This window comes from Scandinavium sp. (genome assembly GCF_051650185.1).
Taxonomy (GTDB): Bacteria; Pseudomonadota; Gammaproteobacteria; order Enterobacterales; family Enterobacteriaceae; genus Scandinavium.
The window spans coordinates 1-16,045 of record NZ_JBOFIN010000092.1 but is presented as its reverse complement, the minus strand read 5'-3'; the positions used below and the strand labels follow the sequence as shown (position 1 = coordinate 16,045).

14 protein-coding genes and 1 other annotated feature are annotated in these 16,045 nt (G+C 55.7%); of the genes, 4 read left to right on the top strand and 10 right to left on the bottom strand.

Annotation, left to right across the window (positions count from 1 at the left end):
- Positions 1 to 235 precede the first annotated feature (235 nt).
- Entirely contained in the window at positions 236 to 1,888 is a 1,653-nt protein-coding gene (gene ushA / locus ACRCWW_RS11725; protein ID WP_438682572.1) for a bifunctional UDP-sugar hydrolase/5'-nucleotidase UshA, read from the bottom strand.
- Between the two features lie 177 nt (positions 1,889 to 2,065).
- On the opposite strand from ushA, the gene ACRCWW_RS11720 reads away from it, so the two are divergent.
- Together ACRCWW_RS11720 and ybaL are read left to right on the top strand one after the other, a co-directional pair.
- Positions 2,066 to 3,286: an MFS transporter gene (locus ACRCWW_RS11720; RefSeq protein ID WP_438682571.1), complete on the top strand. Its 1,221-nt coding sequence runs from the start codon at positions 2,066 to 2,068 to the stop codon at positions 3,284 to 3,286.
- A gap of 235 nt (positions 3,287 to 3,521) precedes the next feature.
- Positions 3,522 to 5,198, top strand: coding sequence for a YbaL family putative K(+) efflux transporter (ybaL, locus tag ACRCWW_RS11715; RefSeq protein WP_438682570.1), 1,677 nt, complete (start codon positions 3,522 to 3,524; stop codon positions 5,196 to 5,198).
- 198 nt (positions 5,199 to 5,396) lie between these two features.
- Here ybaL and ACRCWW_RS11710 read toward each other — a convergent pair whose 3' ends face one another.
- The 9 genes from ACRCWW_RS11710 to ACRCWW_RS11670 all read right to left on the bottom strand — a co-directional run bounded on the left by ACRCWW_RS11710 (position 5,397) and on the right by ACRCWW_RS11670 (position 15,077).
- Positions 5,397 to 6,701: an inosine/guanosine kinase gene (locus tag ACRCWW_RS11710; RefSeq protein ID WP_438682569.1), complete on the bottom strand. Its 1,305-nt coding sequence runs from the start codon at positions 6,699 to 6,701 to the stop codon at positions 5,397 to 5,399.
- A 73-nt stretch (positions 6,702 to 6,774) separates the two neighbouring features.
- The gene (hemH, locus tag ACRCWW_RS11705; RefSeq protein ID WP_438682568.1) at positions 6,775 to 7,737 is read right to left on the bottom strand and encodes a ferrochelatase; all 963 of its coding nucleotides are present in this window, start codon (positions 7,735 to 7,737) and stop codon (positions 6,775 to 6,777) included.
- Between the two features lie 187 nt (positions 7,738 to 7,924).
- A complete protein-coding gene (gene adk, locus ACRCWW_RS11700; protein WP_438682567.1) occupies positions 7,925 to 8,569 on the bottom strand; it encodes an adenylate kinase in 645 nt (214 codons plus the stop codon).
- Between the two features lie 223 nt (positions 8,570 to 8,792).
- A complete protein-coding gene (gene htpG, locus ACRCWW_RS11695; protein WP_438682566.1) occupies positions 8,793 to 10,667 on the bottom strand; it encodes a molecular chaperone HtpG in 1,875 nt (624 codons plus the stop codon).
- 110 nt (positions 10,668 to 10,777) lie between these two features.
- Positions 10,778 to 11,383: a recombination mediator RecR gene (recR, locus tag ACRCWW_RS11690; protein WP_330983168.1), complete on the bottom strand. Its 606-nt coding sequence runs from the start codon at positions 11,381 to 11,383 to the stop codon at positions 10,778 to 10,780.
- A gap of 185 nt (positions 11,384 to 11,568) precedes the next feature.
- Complete coding sequence (locus ACRCWW_RS11685) at positions 11,569 to 11,901, bottom strand: YbaB/EbfC family nucleoid-associated protein (RefSeq protein ID WP_330983165.1); 333 nt, start codon at positions 11,899 to 11,901, stop codon at positions 11,569 to 11,571.
- 55 nt (positions 11,902 to 11,956) lie between these two features.
- Positions 11,957 to 13,906 (bottom strand): DNA polymerase III subunit gamma/tau, encoded by a 1,950-nt coding sequence (gene dnaX, locus ACRCWW_RS11680; protein WP_438682565.1) that lies wholly within the window; start codon positions 13,904 to 13,906, stop codon positions 11,957 to 11,959.
- Positions 12,563 to 12,627: a sequence feature (DnaX frameshifting element), on the bottom strand. (Overlaps the previous gene by 65 nt.)
- Positions 13,907 to 13,994: 88 nt before the next feature.
- Entirely contained in the window at positions 13,995 to 14,546 is a 552-nt protein-coding gene (gene apt, locus ACRCWW_RS11675; protein ID WP_438682564.1) for an adenine phosphoribosyltransferase, read from the bottom strand.
- A 153-nt stretch (positions 14,547 to 14,699) separates the two neighbouring features.
- Positions 14,700 to 15,077 carry a DUF454 family protein gene (locus ACRCWW_RS11670; RefSeq protein ID WP_438682563.1) on the bottom strand — a complete coding sequence of 126 codons (378 nt, stop codon included), beginning with the start codon at positions 15,075 to 15,077 and terminating at the stop codon, positions 14,700 to 14,702.
- A 68-nt stretch (positions 15,078 to 15,145) separates the two neighbouring features.
- Here ACRCWW_RS11670 and priC point away from each other — a divergent pair, with 68 nt between their 5' ends.
- Both priC and rsmS read left to right on the top strand, forming a co-directional pair.
- Entirely contained in the window at positions 15,146 to 15,673 is a 528-nt protein-coding gene (priC, locus tag ACRCWW_RS11665; protein WP_438682562.1) for a primosomal replication protein N'', read from the top strand.
- Between the two features lie 11 nt (positions 15,674 to 15,684).
- Complete coding sequence (rsmS, locus tag ACRCWW_RS11660; RefSeq protein ID WP_438682561.1) at positions 15,685 to 15,855, top strand: pleiotropic regulatory protein RsmS; 171 nt, start codon at positions 15,685 to 15,687, stop codon at positions 15,853 to 15,855.
- Positions 15,856 to 16,045: the final 190 nt, after the last annotated feature.

Genomic DNA, 16,045 nt, shown 5'->3' with positions numbered 1-16,045 from the left:
ACAAACTCGGTACGTAATGACATGGTATCTCTCGCATCCCAGGGCATAAGCGACTCCATAAACGGGTTCTTATGCCTTAGTTGTAAGTGTCTACCATGTCCCCGAACAAGTGTTCATGATGTCCCCGGACCGTACACCCTCAAGGGAGAGGGGATCAGAATCGAGCTGTTTGTTTTCTCCCTCTCCCATGGGGAGAGGGTCGGGGAGAGGGGAAGCCACACTCTCCTGACTCAACCTACTCCCAGCTCACTTCCCCTTTCGGCTCGTAAGCGTTCACGTCCAACGGTGAGTTCTGCTCGACATACTGCTTCAGCACTTCCGCATCAATAAACCCGGTGTTCACATAGCCCGGTTTGGTGTCGATATGCGGGTAGCCATCGCCGCCGGTGGCGTTAAAGCTCAGTGTCGCCATACGGTAGTTTTTCGCCGGATCGACAGGCTCGCCTTTGATTTTCAAATCAGTGAGCTGCCCGCCTTTTGCCACAAAACTGACGTTTGCGAACTGCGGATAGGCGCCTGAATCCGGCTTCATCTGTGCCACGGCCGTCAGATAGTCCGTCACTTCTTTGCCGGTCATATCCACGTAAACCACCACGTTGCCGAACGGCTGTACTTTGAGCACGTCTTTGTAGGTGATTTTGCCCGCTTCGATAGAGTCACGAATGCCGCCGCCGCTCATGACGCCAAAATCAGCGGTGGTGCGCGCCATCTGTGCCGCGAGGATCAGGTGCCCCATGTTGGTTTGCACGAAACGCACTTTGCTGCGATCGCCTTCCAGGTGCCCGTTCACTTCACCCACTTTCACGTCGAGCTGCGCTTTGCCTTTATTCTGGAACGGCGTCAGCAGCGACAGCATCTGCGGATTCTCCGGGATTTGCGGGGTGTAAAGCACGCGCTCACTTTGCCCGTTGTCGTAGGTGACTTTCTTCTTCAGGTTGACCGGAATGAGCTGGTAATGCACCAGTTTCATCTCGCCGTTGCGGAATTCAAAATCTGCACGACCGACATATTTACCCCATTCATGGGCCTGCACAATCCAGATGCCATTCTGCTTATCTGGCGCGCAAGGCGTACCCGGCACGTAATCCACCTGTTTTTTATTCTCAGAGGCCATGCAAACCGGATCTTGTGAGTGACCGCCCACAATCATGGTCAACGCGCCCGCAGGCAGGCTGCGAGCCAGCTCAACATCGCCCGGCGCATTAGAGCCGTGATTGCCGTTGTCGTAGTGACCCATGTGCGTCGCCGCGAGAATGATGTCGGGCTTCTGCGTCTGCTGCAGTTCCTGAATCACCAGCTTCGCTTCGTCAGCAGGTTTACGGAATTCAATGTCGGTGAAGTTTTCCGGGTTGCCAATTTTGGCCGTGTCATCGGTCGTTAAGCCGATAACCGCGATTTTGAGCCCCTGGCGATCAAACAGCTGCCACGGTTTGAAGAGACGCTCGCCGGTGCTTTTCTGGTAGATGTTGGCCGACAGGAACGGGAACTTAGCCCATTTTTCCTGCTGACGAATCACGCTGAGCGGGTTGTCAAACTCGTGGTTGCCGACAGCCATCGCATCGTAGCCCACCAGATTCATGCCGCGGAAATCAGGCTCCGCATCCTGTAAATCGGATTCCGGCACGCCGGTATTGATGTCGCCACCTGACAGCAGCAGCACGCTGCCGCCTTCGGATGCCACTTCTTTGCGAATGCCATCCACCAGCGTTTTCTGGGCGGCCAGACCATATTCACCGTACTCGCTCCGCCAAAAATGCCCGTGGTGATCGTTGGTATGCAGGATGGTAATTTTATAGGTTTTATCCTGCTCATAAGCGTTGGCTTGCAGGCTACTCAACAGGCCCGCCGCCAGCATCGCCAGCACCACGCCACGTTTCAACAATGTCATGACTCTCTCCCTGAATAAATTTCAACTGCCGAAATTACAGTGAGTAACAAGCTTAGACAAATATGTTTTCAGAATTGAGACTTTCTTCAAACGCCTGAGCCCGTTATCTTAGTCTGATAATTATTACAGACCACAAAATCCCCAACGTCGCTAAACCCTAACTACAGTGAATTTTCTATGGCCATTAGTGAAACCAGTCCAACGCTGCCCGGCGCGTCTTCGCCCCAGCAAAAAGCCAAAACCTCATTTCGCATTCTCGGCGCCATCAGTCTGTCTCACCTGCTGAATGACATGATCCAGTCGCTGATCCTGGCGATTTATCCGCTACTGCAATCTGAGTTTTCCCTGACCTTTGTTCAGATCGGGATGATCACCCTGACCTTCCAGCTCACCTCCTCTCTGCTCCAGCCGGTGGTCGGTTACTGGACGGACAAATACCCGATGCCGTGGTCATTGCCGATTGGCATGTGTTTCACCATGAGCGGCCTGATTCTGCTGGCGATGGCGGGCAGTTTTGAGGCCGTTGTGCTGGCGGCGGCGTTAGTCGGAACGGGATCTTCGGTGTTCCACCCGGAATCGTCTCGCGTGGCGCGTATGGCCTCCGGTGGCCGTCATGGTCTGGCGCAATCGCTGTTCCAGGTCGGCGGTAACTTTGGCAGCTCTCTGGGGCCATTGCTGGCGGCAATGATTATTGCGCCCTACGGCAAAGGCAATGTGGCGTGGTTTGTCCTGGCGGCCCTGCTCGCCATCGTGGTGCTGGCACAAATCAGCCGTTGGTATGCGGCGCAGCACCGAATGAACAAGGGCAAACCCAAAGCCGCGATAGTCAATCCGCTGCCACGCAACAAAGTTATTCTGGCGGTAAGCGTGCTGTTACTGCTGATTTTCTCAAAATACTTCTATATGGCGAGCATAAGCAGTTATTACACCTTTTATCTGATGCATAAGTTTGGGTTATCGGTACAGAATGCGCAGATTCACTTGTTCGCCTTCCTGTTCGCAGTCGCCGCCGGTACCGTGATTGGCGGGCCTGTCGGCGATAAAATTGGCCGTAAATATGTTATTTGGGGCTCTATCCTGGGCGTGGCACCTTTCACTCTCGTTTTACCGTACGCATCGCTTGAATGGACAGGGATCCTGACGGTGATCATTGGATTTATCCTCGCCTCAGCGTTTTCTGCCATCTTAGTGTACGCCCAGGAGCTGTTACCGGGTCGAATTGGCATGGTTTCTGGCCTTTTCTTCGGTTTCGCTTTTGGCATGGGCGGCCTGGGAGCCGCAGTGCTTGGGGTGGTTGCCGACCATACCAGCATTGAAGAAGTCTATAAAATCTGTGCTTTCCTGCCGTTACTGGGAATGTTGACCATATTCCTGCCTGATAATCGCCATAAAGCCTGATTTTCTGCTCGTCAGAGTGAAACTCTGGCGGGCATTCCCCTGCACTCTGTCCGCTTTTTTGGCGTTAATGCCCTTCCATTTTCCGATCTGTGCGGTTTTCACGCCTAATTACCGTTATTCCTCAAAATTCAACAATTATTCATAAACAGAATGATTGAAATTGTCATAAACTATTACCCGGATTTCTGGTTCGTTGAGCCAGAACGGGGACCCTGCAACAGCGAAAGGAGACGGAATGCATCACGCAACACCGCTAATCACCACCATTGTCGGCGGGCTGGTACTCGCTTTTATCTTTGGCATGATCGCCAACAAACTCCGTATTTCGCCTCTGGTGGGCTATTTGCTGGCGGGTGTGCTTTCTGGTCCTTTTACCCCAGGCTTCGTTGCCGACACTAAACTTGCCCCTGAGCTGGCTGAACTGGGCGTTATCCTGCTGATGTTCGGCGTCGGTCTGCATTTTTCTCTGAAGGATTTGATGGCGGTAAAGGCCATCGCCATTCCCGGCGCGATTGCCCAGATTCTGGTCGCAACGCTGCTGGGTATGGCGCTTTCGTCCATGCTGGGCTGGTCGCTGATGACCGGCGTCGTGTTCGGGTTATGTCTTTCGACCGCCAGTACGGTGGTGCTGCTACGCGCGCTTGAAGAGCGGCAGTTGATAGACAGCCAGCGAGGGCAAATCGCCATCGGCTGGCTGATTGTGGAAGATCTGGTGATGGTGCTGACGCTGGTCCTGCTGCCAGCCGTCGCCGGGATGATGGAACAAGGTGACGTTGGGCTGGCCACGCTTGCGCTGGACATGAGCCTGACCATCGGCAAAGTCATTGCCTTTATCGCCGTGATGCTGCTGGTTGGCCGTCGTCTGGTGCCGTGGATCATGGCTCGCAGCGCTGCCACCGGATCGCGTGAACTGTTTACCCTTTCTGTTTTAGCGCTGGCGCTGGGCATCGCGTTTGGCGCGGTCGAACTGTTTGATGTTTCCTTTGCCCTCGGCGCGTTCTTTGCCGGAATGGTGCTGAATGAATCCGAACTCAGCCATCGCGCAGCCCACGACACGCTGCCGCTGCGTGATGCGTTTGCGGTGCTGTTCTTTGTGTCCGTCGGCATGTTGTTCGACCCGATGGTCCTGATCGAACAGCCTCTGGCGGTACTGGGGACGCTGGCGATTATTATCTTCGGTAAGTCTGTCGCTGCATTCATTCTGGTGCGTCTGTTCGGCCACTCGCAGCGTACCGCGCTGACCATCGCCGCCAGCCTCGCGCAGATTGGTGAATTTGCGTTTATCCTCGCCGGGCTTGGCATGGCGCTGAACCTGCTGCCGCAAGCCGGGCAGAATCTGGTGCTGGCCGGGGCTATCCTGTCGATTATGCTCAACCCGGTGCTGTTCGCGGTGCTGGAAAAATACCTCGATAAAACCGAAACCCTCGAAGAGCAAACTCTCGAGGAAGCGATTGAAGACGAGAAACAGATCCCGGTGGATATCTGCAACCATGCGCTGCTGGTCGGTTTTGGGCGTGTTGGCAGCCTGCTCGGCGAGAAGCTGATGGCGCAGGGCATTCCGCTGGTGGTCATTGAAACCTCGCGCACCCGCGTGGACGAACTGCGAGAACGCGGAATTCGCGCGGTGCTGGGCAATGCGGCCAGTGAAGAGATCATGAATCTGGCGCATCTGGATTGCGCACGCTGGCTGCTGCTGACGATCCCGAACGGCTACGAGGCCGGAGAAATTGTCGCGTCAGCGCGCGAGAAATGCCCGAACATCGAGATTATCGCCCGCGCGCACTATGACGACGAAGTGGAATACATCACCGAACGCGGGGCGAATCAGGTGGTGATGGGCGAGCGAGAGATTGCGAACACGATGCTGACGCTGCTGGAGAAACCGCCAGTTGGGGAAGCGGTGACGGGGTAAGCTTTGTGCGGTCTGATGCCCTCTCCCCCGGCCCCTCTCCCACAGGGCGAGGGGAGTTTTAATTCCCTCTCCCTTTGGGAGAGGGTTAGGGAGAGGGGGAAAACGCGGCACATCATCCACACTGCCTGCTGGCGCTTCGCTTAGCAGGCCTACAAAAATCTGTAGCCCCTGCAAGCATCACGCCGCCGGGGAATTTTCTCAACGATCCCAGTAAGACTCTTCCAGACTGTCTTCCCGCTCCGGCAGGCCGCGCGTCAGGCGCGGTGAGTGCTGGTTCAATACCTGATAGCTCACGCGATTTGCGTACTTACAGACCTGCGCCAGTGACGAATAGGTCAGCCAGGTGAACTCGTGCTTGCTGGAATTCGGCACATTACTGCGGTGGTAATTGTTGGCGGTAATGTCATGCAGCAGCGCCGCCAAAGCGCCATCGCCCGCGCCGTTGGTGTTCATTATCTTCTCCGGGCCGCCCATGTATGGCGCAATATGGGAGTAGATACGCAGGGGCTGTTTACAGTCTTTATGACGCATCGCGCGGCTGAATTCATACTGGTTAAATTCGGCAATCGCACCCGGCAGCAGAGGATGTTGCGTTACGCGTTTTTTCTCATCTTCGGTGAAGCCCGCCATATACAAGCCCACAGGCCCGGCGGTGCAAAGCACCAGATCAACCCAATCCAGCGCTTTATCGGAGGCCAGCAGCGGATCGGCAATACCGGTCAGGGCTTCGGCTTCTTCTTCGTTCATCGCCAGAATCGAGACGTTCTCTTTGAGGAAATCCTGCCACCAGGCTGGATTGTCCGCGATAACGTATTTGGTCCCGAGAGTCAGCACGACGGGCACGTTATGCTTTTTCGCATACTCCACCGCTTTCATCGTGGCATCGCGCATCGGTTCACCCGGCTTGCAGCGCACCAGATAGGACGTGAGCACTAAGGCAGAGGCACCGGCAATCACTTCTTCAGGAATGCTGTCGGCGCGCAGTTGATTCATGTGGCCCGGGCTGATGGCAAAGGTACGCTCTCCGTTATCGCTGATAAGCGTGAAGCAGCGGCCAATCGGCCCATTCACGCCTTGCAGGTAGTTCAGATCAGTGCGGCTGGAGGTGTTGCACAGATAGCGATAGGCATAGCCACCGATTTCAATATTGCTGCACATCACACCGAGCAGCACCGAACGGTCGTCAGCCAGCACGGAATAGTTGTGCATGGTGTTGCCGATTGTCCCGCCCGCAAACTGATGAGTAATCAGGTTTTCGCGCACCAGCTCCTGATAAAGCGCATCCGCAACATCATCCTCAATCACCAGAGAGTGTCCGCTGCTCAGGCCGTAACGCGCCACAAAGGTGTCGTCAACTTTGGCTTCGATATCCACCAGCGTCTGATCTATACCGACCACCCAGGAGGCGCTGGTTTCGTTAACAGGCTGAATTTGTTGCAGGAGCGGATCGCGAGTGTTGACGGGGAAATAGTGCTTGGATTTGCGTTTACCGGGAAATTTCATGGGTTGCGGTCAGGTAGCTGTGAACAAGCGAAGAATAGTAGCATATTCCCCGCCTGTTCGCTGCCCTGCGCGCTTAGCGGTAAGGGGCGGTCAGGTTGACCATCATCTCGATATGCTGCGGCTGGGCGTTCAATGCCGGGATGTATTCGTACTTCTCGCCGCCTGCTTCAAGGAACACCTCTTTGTTCTGTACCGCAATCTCTTCGAGGGTTTCCAGACAGTCTGCGGAGAAGCCCGGACACATCACCTGAATGTGTTTCATACCCTTCTCACCCAGCATTTTCAGGGTTTCGTCGGTGTACGGCGTCAGCCATGGCTCGCGGCCAAAGCGTGACTGGAAGGTCATCATCACTTTATCGTGCGAGACGCCGAGTGCAGACACCAGCTCACGCGTGGTGTCGCGGCAGCGCTGAGGATAATCATCACCTTCGTCAGCGTAACGCTGTGGAATGCCGTGGTAGGAAAGCAGCAGCAAATCCGGTTCGCCATGTTCGGCAAAGGAAGCTCGTGCGCTGTCCGCCAGCGCCTGGATGTAGTCGCTGTCGTCGGCATAGTCACGGATAAACGAAACGCCCGGAATATGGCGCTTAGGGGCGAGAATGCGCGCCAGTTCATCCCACACGGCAGCCACCGTTGAGCAGGAGTACTGAGGGTAGAGCGGCAGCACAACAATGTGTTCCACCTCTTGCGCCAGCAATTCTTCCACAGCACTTTCCAGGGAAGGCGAGCCATAGCTCATGCCCAACGCGACGGGCGTGTCCGGCAGTCGCTTCGCCAGCGCCTGCTGTTGCTGGCGGCTGTAAACCATCAGCGGAGAGCCTTCATCCATCCAGACAGATTGATAGAGTTTCGCCACTCGCGGCGAGCGAATCGGCAAAATCACCCCACGCAACAACGGCCACCACAGCAAGCGAGGCGTGTCCACGACGCGTTTATCGCTCAGGAACTGGCGCAGATAGCGTTTTACCGCCGCAGGAGTGCGTGCATCGGGCGTGCCGAGGTTTGCTAACAGAATGCCGGTTTTCGTCTGACGCATTACCGCCTCTTAACTGTTTAAAGGGCTGATAAGTGTAACGGAAAAGAGAGAAAGAAGAACTAATTGCTGCAAAAGGTAAGGGGGAGTGCGAGGTGCCTGCTGGCGCTGCGCTGAGCAGGCCTACAAAAGAGGCCTGTGGAAAATCGTAGGCCGGGTAAGCTTGCGCCACCCGGCACTTTCCGCGGAATTAACCGAGAATTTTAGCCAGTTCAGCACGAACATCAGCCACGGCCTGGGTGCCGTCAACTTTGGCGTATTGGGTGTTACCCGCCTGTGCTTCTTTGGAGTAGTAGCCGATCAGTGGCGCAGTCATCTGATGGTATTCCACCAGGCGCTTACGCACGGTTTCTTCCTGATCGTCTTTACGGGTAGTCAGCTCTTCGCCAGTCACATCATCTTTACCTTCAACCTTAGGCGGGTTGAATTTGATGTGATAAACACGGCCAGAAGCCGCGTGCACGCGACGACCGACGATACGGTCAACGATCAGCTCGTCCGGTACGTCGAACTCCAGCACGTAATCCACTTTGATGCCCGCTTCTTTCATCGCATCAGCCTGTGGAATGGTGCGTGGGAAGCCGTCCAGCAGGAAACCGTTACGGCAATCTTCCTGCGCAATACGCTCTTTCACCAGGGCGATAACCAGCTCATCGGTCACCAGCTTGCCAGCGTCCATGATGTCTTTCGCCTGTTTGCCGAGCTCAGAGCCAGATTTGACTGCAGCACGCAGCATGTCACCGGTGGAGATTTGCGGAATACCGTACTTCTCCATAATGAACTGCGCCTGAGTTCCTTTACCCGCGCCCGGAGCGCCAAGCAGAATAATACGCATTGCGAAAATCCCCTCAAATGTTGGTTCAATTTTTCAAAAGCGCTAAACGATACCACCAGACGGCGGCTCGCTCAAGGAAGGCGGGACGGCTGAAACGGTTAATGGGGGGAATAATTTTGGCTGCGGGGTAGTTGCTCCCCCTCTCCCCGGCCCTCTCCCACAGGGAGAGGGAGAAAGGCCGCTCAGTCCAGATCCCCTCTCCCTTGAGGGAGAGGGGGGTAAATTACGACACCAAAAGCTGATTCATACGCTTGATAAACAGGTTCGGATCTTCCAGCGTGCCGCGCTCTGCCAGCAACGCCTGATCCAGCAGCAGCTCAACCCATTCGCCGAACTGCGTTTCGTCCTGCGTATCCGCCGCGCGTTTCACCAGCGCATGATCCGGGTTCAGTTCAAAGATGTACTTCACTTCCGGCACGCTCTGGCCCGCAGCAGCGAACAGTTTCGCCATCTGGGTGCTCATTTCGTCCGCTTCCGTGGTCACGATAGCTGGCGTGTCGGTCAGACGATGCGTCAGACGGACTTCTTTCACACGCTCACCCAGCAGGGTTTTCACGCGCTCAATGAACGGCGTCAGCGCCTTTTCAGCCTCTTTGGTGGACTCGTCCACTTCATCCGCCAGCTTATCCAGCGATTCATCGGCCTTGGCGACGGACTGGAACGGCTTGCCATCGAACTCGGTCAGGTAGCTCATCATCCACTCATCGATACGGTCAGAAAGCAGCAGCACTTCGATGCCTTTCTTACGCAGCAATTCCAGATGCGGGCTGCTCTTCGCGGCGGCATAGCTGTCAGCGGTGATGTAGTAAATCTTCTCCTGCCCTTCTTTCATGCGAGACACGTACTCTTCCAGAGAGACTGCCTGCGCCGAAGAATCAGTATGGGTAGAAGCGAAGCGCAGCAGTCTGGCAATAGCCTGCTGGTTCGCGCTGTCTTCAGCCGGGCCTTCTTTCAGCACCAGGCCGAACTGTTTCCAGAAGGTCTGGTATTTTTCCGCATCGTCTTTCGCCAGTTTTTCCAGCATTTGCAGCGCACGTTTGCTCAGCGCGTTACGCAGATTGCGGGTTACACTACTGTCCTGCAGGATTTCACGGGAAACGTTCAGCGGCAGATCGTTGGAATCTATCAGACCACGGACAAAGCGCAGGTAGTTCGGCATGAACTGCTCCGCTTCATCCATGATGAACACGCGCTGGACGTACAGTTTCAGGCCGTGTTTGTGGTCACGGTTCCACATATCCCACGGTGCCTGCGCCGGGATGTAAAGCAGGCTGGTGTATTCCTGTTTGCCTTCCACACGGTTGTGGCTCCACGCCAGCGGGTCGGTGAAGTCATGGGCAATATGCTTGTAGAACTCGTTGTACTCTTCGTCTTTGATTTCCGCTTTGTTGCGGGTCCACAGCGCCTGTGCCTTGTTGATTTTCTCCCAGGAGACGACAGTTTCGCCGTCTTTTTCTTCCTGAGTTTCAATCTCTACCGGCAGCGCGATATGGTCGGAGTATTTGCTGATGATGGAACGTACACGCCAGTCGTTGAGGAAATCATCTTCACCTTCACGCAGATGCAGAGTGATTTCGGTCCCGCGATCGGCTTTGGTGATATCCGCTACGGTGTATTCGCCTTCACCATGAGATTCCCAGAACACGCCGTTTTCTGCGCTGTCGCCCGCCGCACGGGTACGCACGGTCACTTTGTCGGCCACGATAAACGCAGAGTAGAAGCCCACGCCAAACTGACCAATCAGCTGGCTGTCTTTCGCCTGATCGGAGCCCATGGATTGCAGGAAGGCTTTGGTACCGGATTTGGCGATGGTGCCGAGATGATCGATAACGTCATCACGGTTCATCCCAATGCCGTTATCGGCGATGGTCAGCGTGCGGTTCTCTTTATCGAAAGAGACGCGTACTCGCAGGTCGCCGTCGCCTTCATAAAGGCTGGCGTCAGAAAGCGCGCGGAAGCGCAGCTTATCCGCCGCATCGGAGGCGTTGGAAATCAGCTCACGCAGGAAAATTTCTTTATTCGAATAGAGAGAATGGATCATCAGGTGCAGAAGCTGTTTCACTTCTGACTGGAAACCACGGGTTTCTTGTCCTTTCATGGGGAAAATTCCTCAATGCCAATGTTTACAGAGTAAAAAAGCGTTGAGGGGGATATGAGGCTGGGTGGGGATAATTTCAAGCGGAGGCGAGAAGAAGCGCCTCCGTTTGTTCAGAATTTAATCTTGTGACGCCCCGCAAGGGAGTGCGACAACGTGGTGCCATCGACCATTTCCAGCTCACCGCCAACCGGCACGCCGTGCGCGATGCGGCTGGCTTCGACGCCATACTGACCACACAGCTCAGCGATGTAGTTGGCCGTTGCTTCGCCTTCCACCGTTGGGTTAGTGGCGAGGATAACTTCTTTCATTTGTTCGCTGCTCAAACGCTGCTCCAGCCTGTCGAGGCCGATGTCGTCCGGCCCAATGCCGTCAAGGGGTGACAGGTGGCCCATCAGCACAAAGTAGCGGCCGGAAAACTGCCCCGTTTGCTCGATGGCGTAGATGTCCGCCGGGCTCTCTACCACACAAATCTGACCATTTTCCTGACGACGCGGGTTCGAACAGATGTTGCACACATCCTGCTCGGTAAAGGTCCGGCAATCGGCACAGTGACCAATCTCTGACATTGCACGAGTCAACGCCTGCGCCAGACGCATTCCGCCGCTGCGATCGCGTTGTAACAAAGTGAACGCCATACGCTGTGCGGATTTCGGGCCAACGCCCGGCAGGCAACGTAACGCTTCCATGAGGGTGGTAAGTAAAGGACTGGTTTGCATCGCTCAGACTTCTGAAAAAAGAGTGGGCCATAGCCTAACATTAGCCCCGGCGACGGGTATAGAAAAAGATAGGTATTCGGCAATGCAGGTGGGTCTGTGTTGACGAAAACAGAAGGCATTCTGACGACGCATTAGCGGAAAACGAAAACAAAAAGGGCGACATCGCTGTCGCCCTTTAACCGTTATCAGAACGGCATCTTAAAGCCTGGTGGCAGCTGCATCCCGGAGGAGACAGACGCCATTTTCTCTTTCTGGGTTTCTTCAATACGGCGAGCCGCATCGTTGAACGCCGCAGCGACCAGGTCTTCCAGCATCTCTTTGTCGTCTTCCATCAGGCTTGGGTCAATCTCAACGCGGCGGCAGTTGTGCGCACCGTTGATGGTCACTTTCACCAGGCCCGCGCCAGACTCACCGGTCACTTCCAGTTGAGCGATCTCTTCCTGGGCTTTTTGCATTTTTTCTTGCATCTGCTGGGCCTGTTTCATCAGGTTACCCAGACCGCCTTTTCCACCAAACATAGGCTTATCTCTCAGTCAGTCATGTTAAAGGTTCAACCGCAAGCCGGGCTTACAGTCAAATGGGTCGTATACTTTCTTCATCCAGATCCGCATCAAAGAAACGGCGCAGGGTCTGGATGTTGTTATCTGCCACAATCGCCTCACGCGCCTGCGCGAGCTTCTCTTCATAAATGGCCTGACGCCACTCCAGCGGCGTACGTACCGCCGGATTATCATCTTCCACGATGGTCAGTTCAACCGGAGAACCGCTTAATTCGCTCAGCGCTTCGGTCAGCGTCTTGAGCGCCCCGGCGTTGTTCAGGTGTCTTTGCGAGGGACGCAGATGCAGGCAAATTGCCGCGCCGTTCTGCTCTTTCCACGCATTTAACGCCACCTGCTCTACCAGTTTAGGCAATTTCATCTGGCTGACTTCGGCCGCCCAGCTGTCACGCTCGACGGCTTCCACCGCCAGCTTGGCTGCCAACTCTGGCGTTTTTTCATGTTCCAGCGCTTTCTTCAGCGCTTTTGGCGTGGCGACCTCTTCTTTCACCTCTTCGGTGATAGTGGTCGCCTTCCAGCGGTAAGCTTCTTTCTTCTGCGGGCGTTGATCCTCAAGCGCAGACGGAGCCGGGCGCGCCTGCACGCGTTCCGTCACCGAGGCCAGTCTCTCGAGCGCAGCACTGTTCACCGGCCGCGCGCGGGATGCGGGGGCCGGTTCATTCTTTTTTGCTTTGGGTGCTCCCTGAGCGCGTTGCAGCTGATTGCGGGCCGCCAGCACCTGGCTGGTGGAGTCCGGCAATGCTTCGTTCTGATACGCGGGCGCAGCCGGTGCCTGCTGTTGCGGCACCTGCGTTGGATGCATCACCGCCGTTGGCGCAACGGGCGCAAACGACTGGGGCTGACTGTCCTTTTCCGGTAAAAGCGGTTCTGGCAACGGCTTGCGAGGATGGAACGCCAGCGCGCGCAGCAGCGTCATTTCAATGCCCATCCTGCGATCCGGAGCGTAAGGCAGTTCTTTACGGCCAATCAACAGCGTCTGATAGTAAAGCTGAATATCAGCAGGCGGCACGGTGCGAGCCAGCTCGCGCATGCGGTGCTCGACAATCGCCATGTCGCTGCCGAGGGCAGAAGGCGATAGCTGCACCATCGCAATGCGGTGCAGCAGGCTTTGCATCTCGACCAGCAGGGCTTCCCATTCGATACCACGGGCAGCCGCTTCGTGAATCAGCGTCATCACCTGCTCGCCGTTGGCGGCCACCAGCGCTTCAATCAGCGACAGCGCCTGATCGTCATCCAGCGTACCCAGCATGGTGCTGACGCTGGCGGCGCTCAGCTGGCCGTCACCGCTGGCAATCGCCTGATCGGTCAGGCTCAGTGCATCACGCAGACTGCCGTCCGCCGCGCGGGCGATAAGCTGAAGCGCACGCGGCTCAGCGCTAATGCTTTCTTCAGCCAGAATATGCTCGAGCTGATCGCGGATCTGATCGACATCGAGTGCTTTAAGGTGAAATTGCAGGCAGCGCGACAGGATAGTGACCGGCAGCTTTTGCGGATCGGTGGTCGCCAGCAGGAACTTCACGTGTGAGGGCGGCTCTTCCAGCGTTTTCAACAGCGCGTTAAAGCTGTGGCGCGAGAGCATGTGCACTTCATCGATCAGGTAGACCTTGAAGCGGCCACGCGCTGGCGCGTACTGAACGTTGTCCAGCAGGTCGCGGGTATCTTCAACTTTGGTCCGCGAGGCGGCGTCGATCTCTATCAGATCGACAAAACGGCCCTGCTCGATTTCACGGCAGTTATCGCAAACGCCACAAGGGGTGGCGGTGATGCCGCTTTCACAGTTCAGCCCCTTTGCCAGCAAGCGGGCAATGGAGGTTTTACCGACGCCGCGCGTGCCGGAAAAGAGATACGCATGATGGAGTCGACCGGACGTCAGGCCGTTCGCCAGTGCGGTCAGCACATGTTCCTGACCGACGACGTCAGCAAAGGTTTGTGGTCGCCATTTTCGGGCTAAGACCTGATAACTCATTGGCAGGCTCTGAAACGCTGGAAGGTGGAATACAGGAGGGTAATGCTATCACAACCTCACCCATTGGGCGAGGTTGTGGAGGTGCGGATCAATGGCCCGGGAACGGAACCAGGCTATAGCAATGGATGCCCTGGTTTTCCAGGCGCTGCTCACCGCCCAGATCGAACAGATTGATGATGAACGCCGCGTCGGTGACTTCGCCGCCCAGGCGACGAATCAGCTTAACGGTCGCTTCGATGGTGCCGCCGGTCGCCAGCAGATCGTCCACGACCAGCACTTTGTCGCCAGGCTTGATGGCATCAACGTGGATTTCCAGCTGATCGGTGCCGTATTCCAGCTCGTAGCTCTCAGCGATGGTTTCGCGTGGCAGTTTGCGTGGCTTACGCACCGGGACAAAACCTACGCCCAGCGCCAGCGCAACCGGAGCACCAAACAGGAAACCACGGGCCTCAGTACCCACCACTTTGGTGATCCCGGCGTTTTTAAAACGCTCTGTCAGCAGTTCAATGCTGAGCGCATAGGCTTTCGGGTCTTCCAGTAAGCTGGTGACATCGCGGAAAAGGATGCCTGGCTTCGGATAATCCTGGATGCTTTTGATGCTGTCTTTCAGAAATTCAAGCTGCTGTGCAGTTGCGGTCATAGGTGTATGCCTGATTAAAACGGTGTAACTCACAAGGCGCATTTTACTTAAGTTCAAAGTTACATTCGGTTAACTTTTAACCCGTTGCACCCGTGCTCGAAAACGCCAGAATGTACTGGCAGTCACCGATAAATGCAATAACCATTGCGACCATTATTCTTTTTGTTGTTTTGTATCAACCACGGGAATTCGCCACAGCCACAGCAGCAGCGCGGCAAGGATCAGCAGCAGTAAGATGCGAACCCATAGGATCTTCACCATCCACAGAGAAAACGCGAAAGTCACCAGCATCATGGCTATCGCTCTCGGCTTCGCGCCAGGCGGCATGGCTCTGTGATTTTGCCAGTGGCGAAGATAGCCGCCAAACCAGGAGCGATAGAGCAGCCAGGCGTGAAAGCGAGGTGATGAGCGTGAGAAGCACCACGCAGCCAGAAGGATAAAAGGCGTGGCCGGGAGCAGTGGTAAAACCACGCCGAGCGCGCCTAACACTACCGCCAGCCAGCCAATGATGTTTAGAATAGTCCGTTTCATAGTGATAATGGTTATCAAACCGAACGGCAAATGTAGCACAGGCGCGAGCAATGTCGCTGGAGAAAGAAATGAGAACAGACCAGTTGCTGCAATCGCTGGAAAATCACCTTTCAAGGCTGGAAGCCGAGGTTGCGCCGATGGCCTTTCATGCCACGATCGGCGCACGTTTTGACCGACAGTTATTCCGCACCCGCAGCTCACTTTTGCAGGCCTGTGTAGAGGAAGCACGAGGCAATCTGAAAGCGCTGCGCCATGCCGTCGAACAGCAGCAATTCGAGCAAGTCCAGTGGCTGGCAGAACATCTGGTCGCGCAACTGGAAGCCATCGCCCGCGAAAGCGCCGCCTGGCAGCTGCGCGGCTGGGATAATGGTTCTCCCGCATTGACGCGCTGGCAGAGAAAACGCCTGCAACATCAGGATTATGAGCGCCGGCTGTTGGAGATGACGCAGCAGCGTCGACAGCTGCTGGCGCAAGCCTCAACGCTTGAAGACCAGCAACGGCTCGCGCGGGAAGTGGATGCGTTTAGCACGAGACTGAAACGCTGCCGCGATGCACTGGAAAACATAGAAAACGTACTGGCGCGAATGACGCGCTAGCAGGAGGAAGGATGTCGCTGGAAAACGCCCCGGATGATGTGAAGCTGGCTGTGGATTTGATCATGCTGCTGGAAGAGCACGCACTGGCTCCGGAAACGGTACTGAGTGCTTTGGACATGGTGAAGCGGGATTTTGAGCGTAAGCTACAGGGAGATTCACCCTCTCCCCTGCCCTCTCCCTGAGGGAGAGGGGGAAAATCAAAATCGCTACCATACGGTTCCCTCTCCCATGGGGTGTACGGTCCGGAGACATCATGAACACTTGTTCGGGGACATGGTAGACACTTACAACTAAGGCATAAGAACCCGTTTATGGAGTCGCTTATGCCCTGGGATGCGAGAGATACCATGTCATTACGTACCGAGTTTGTTC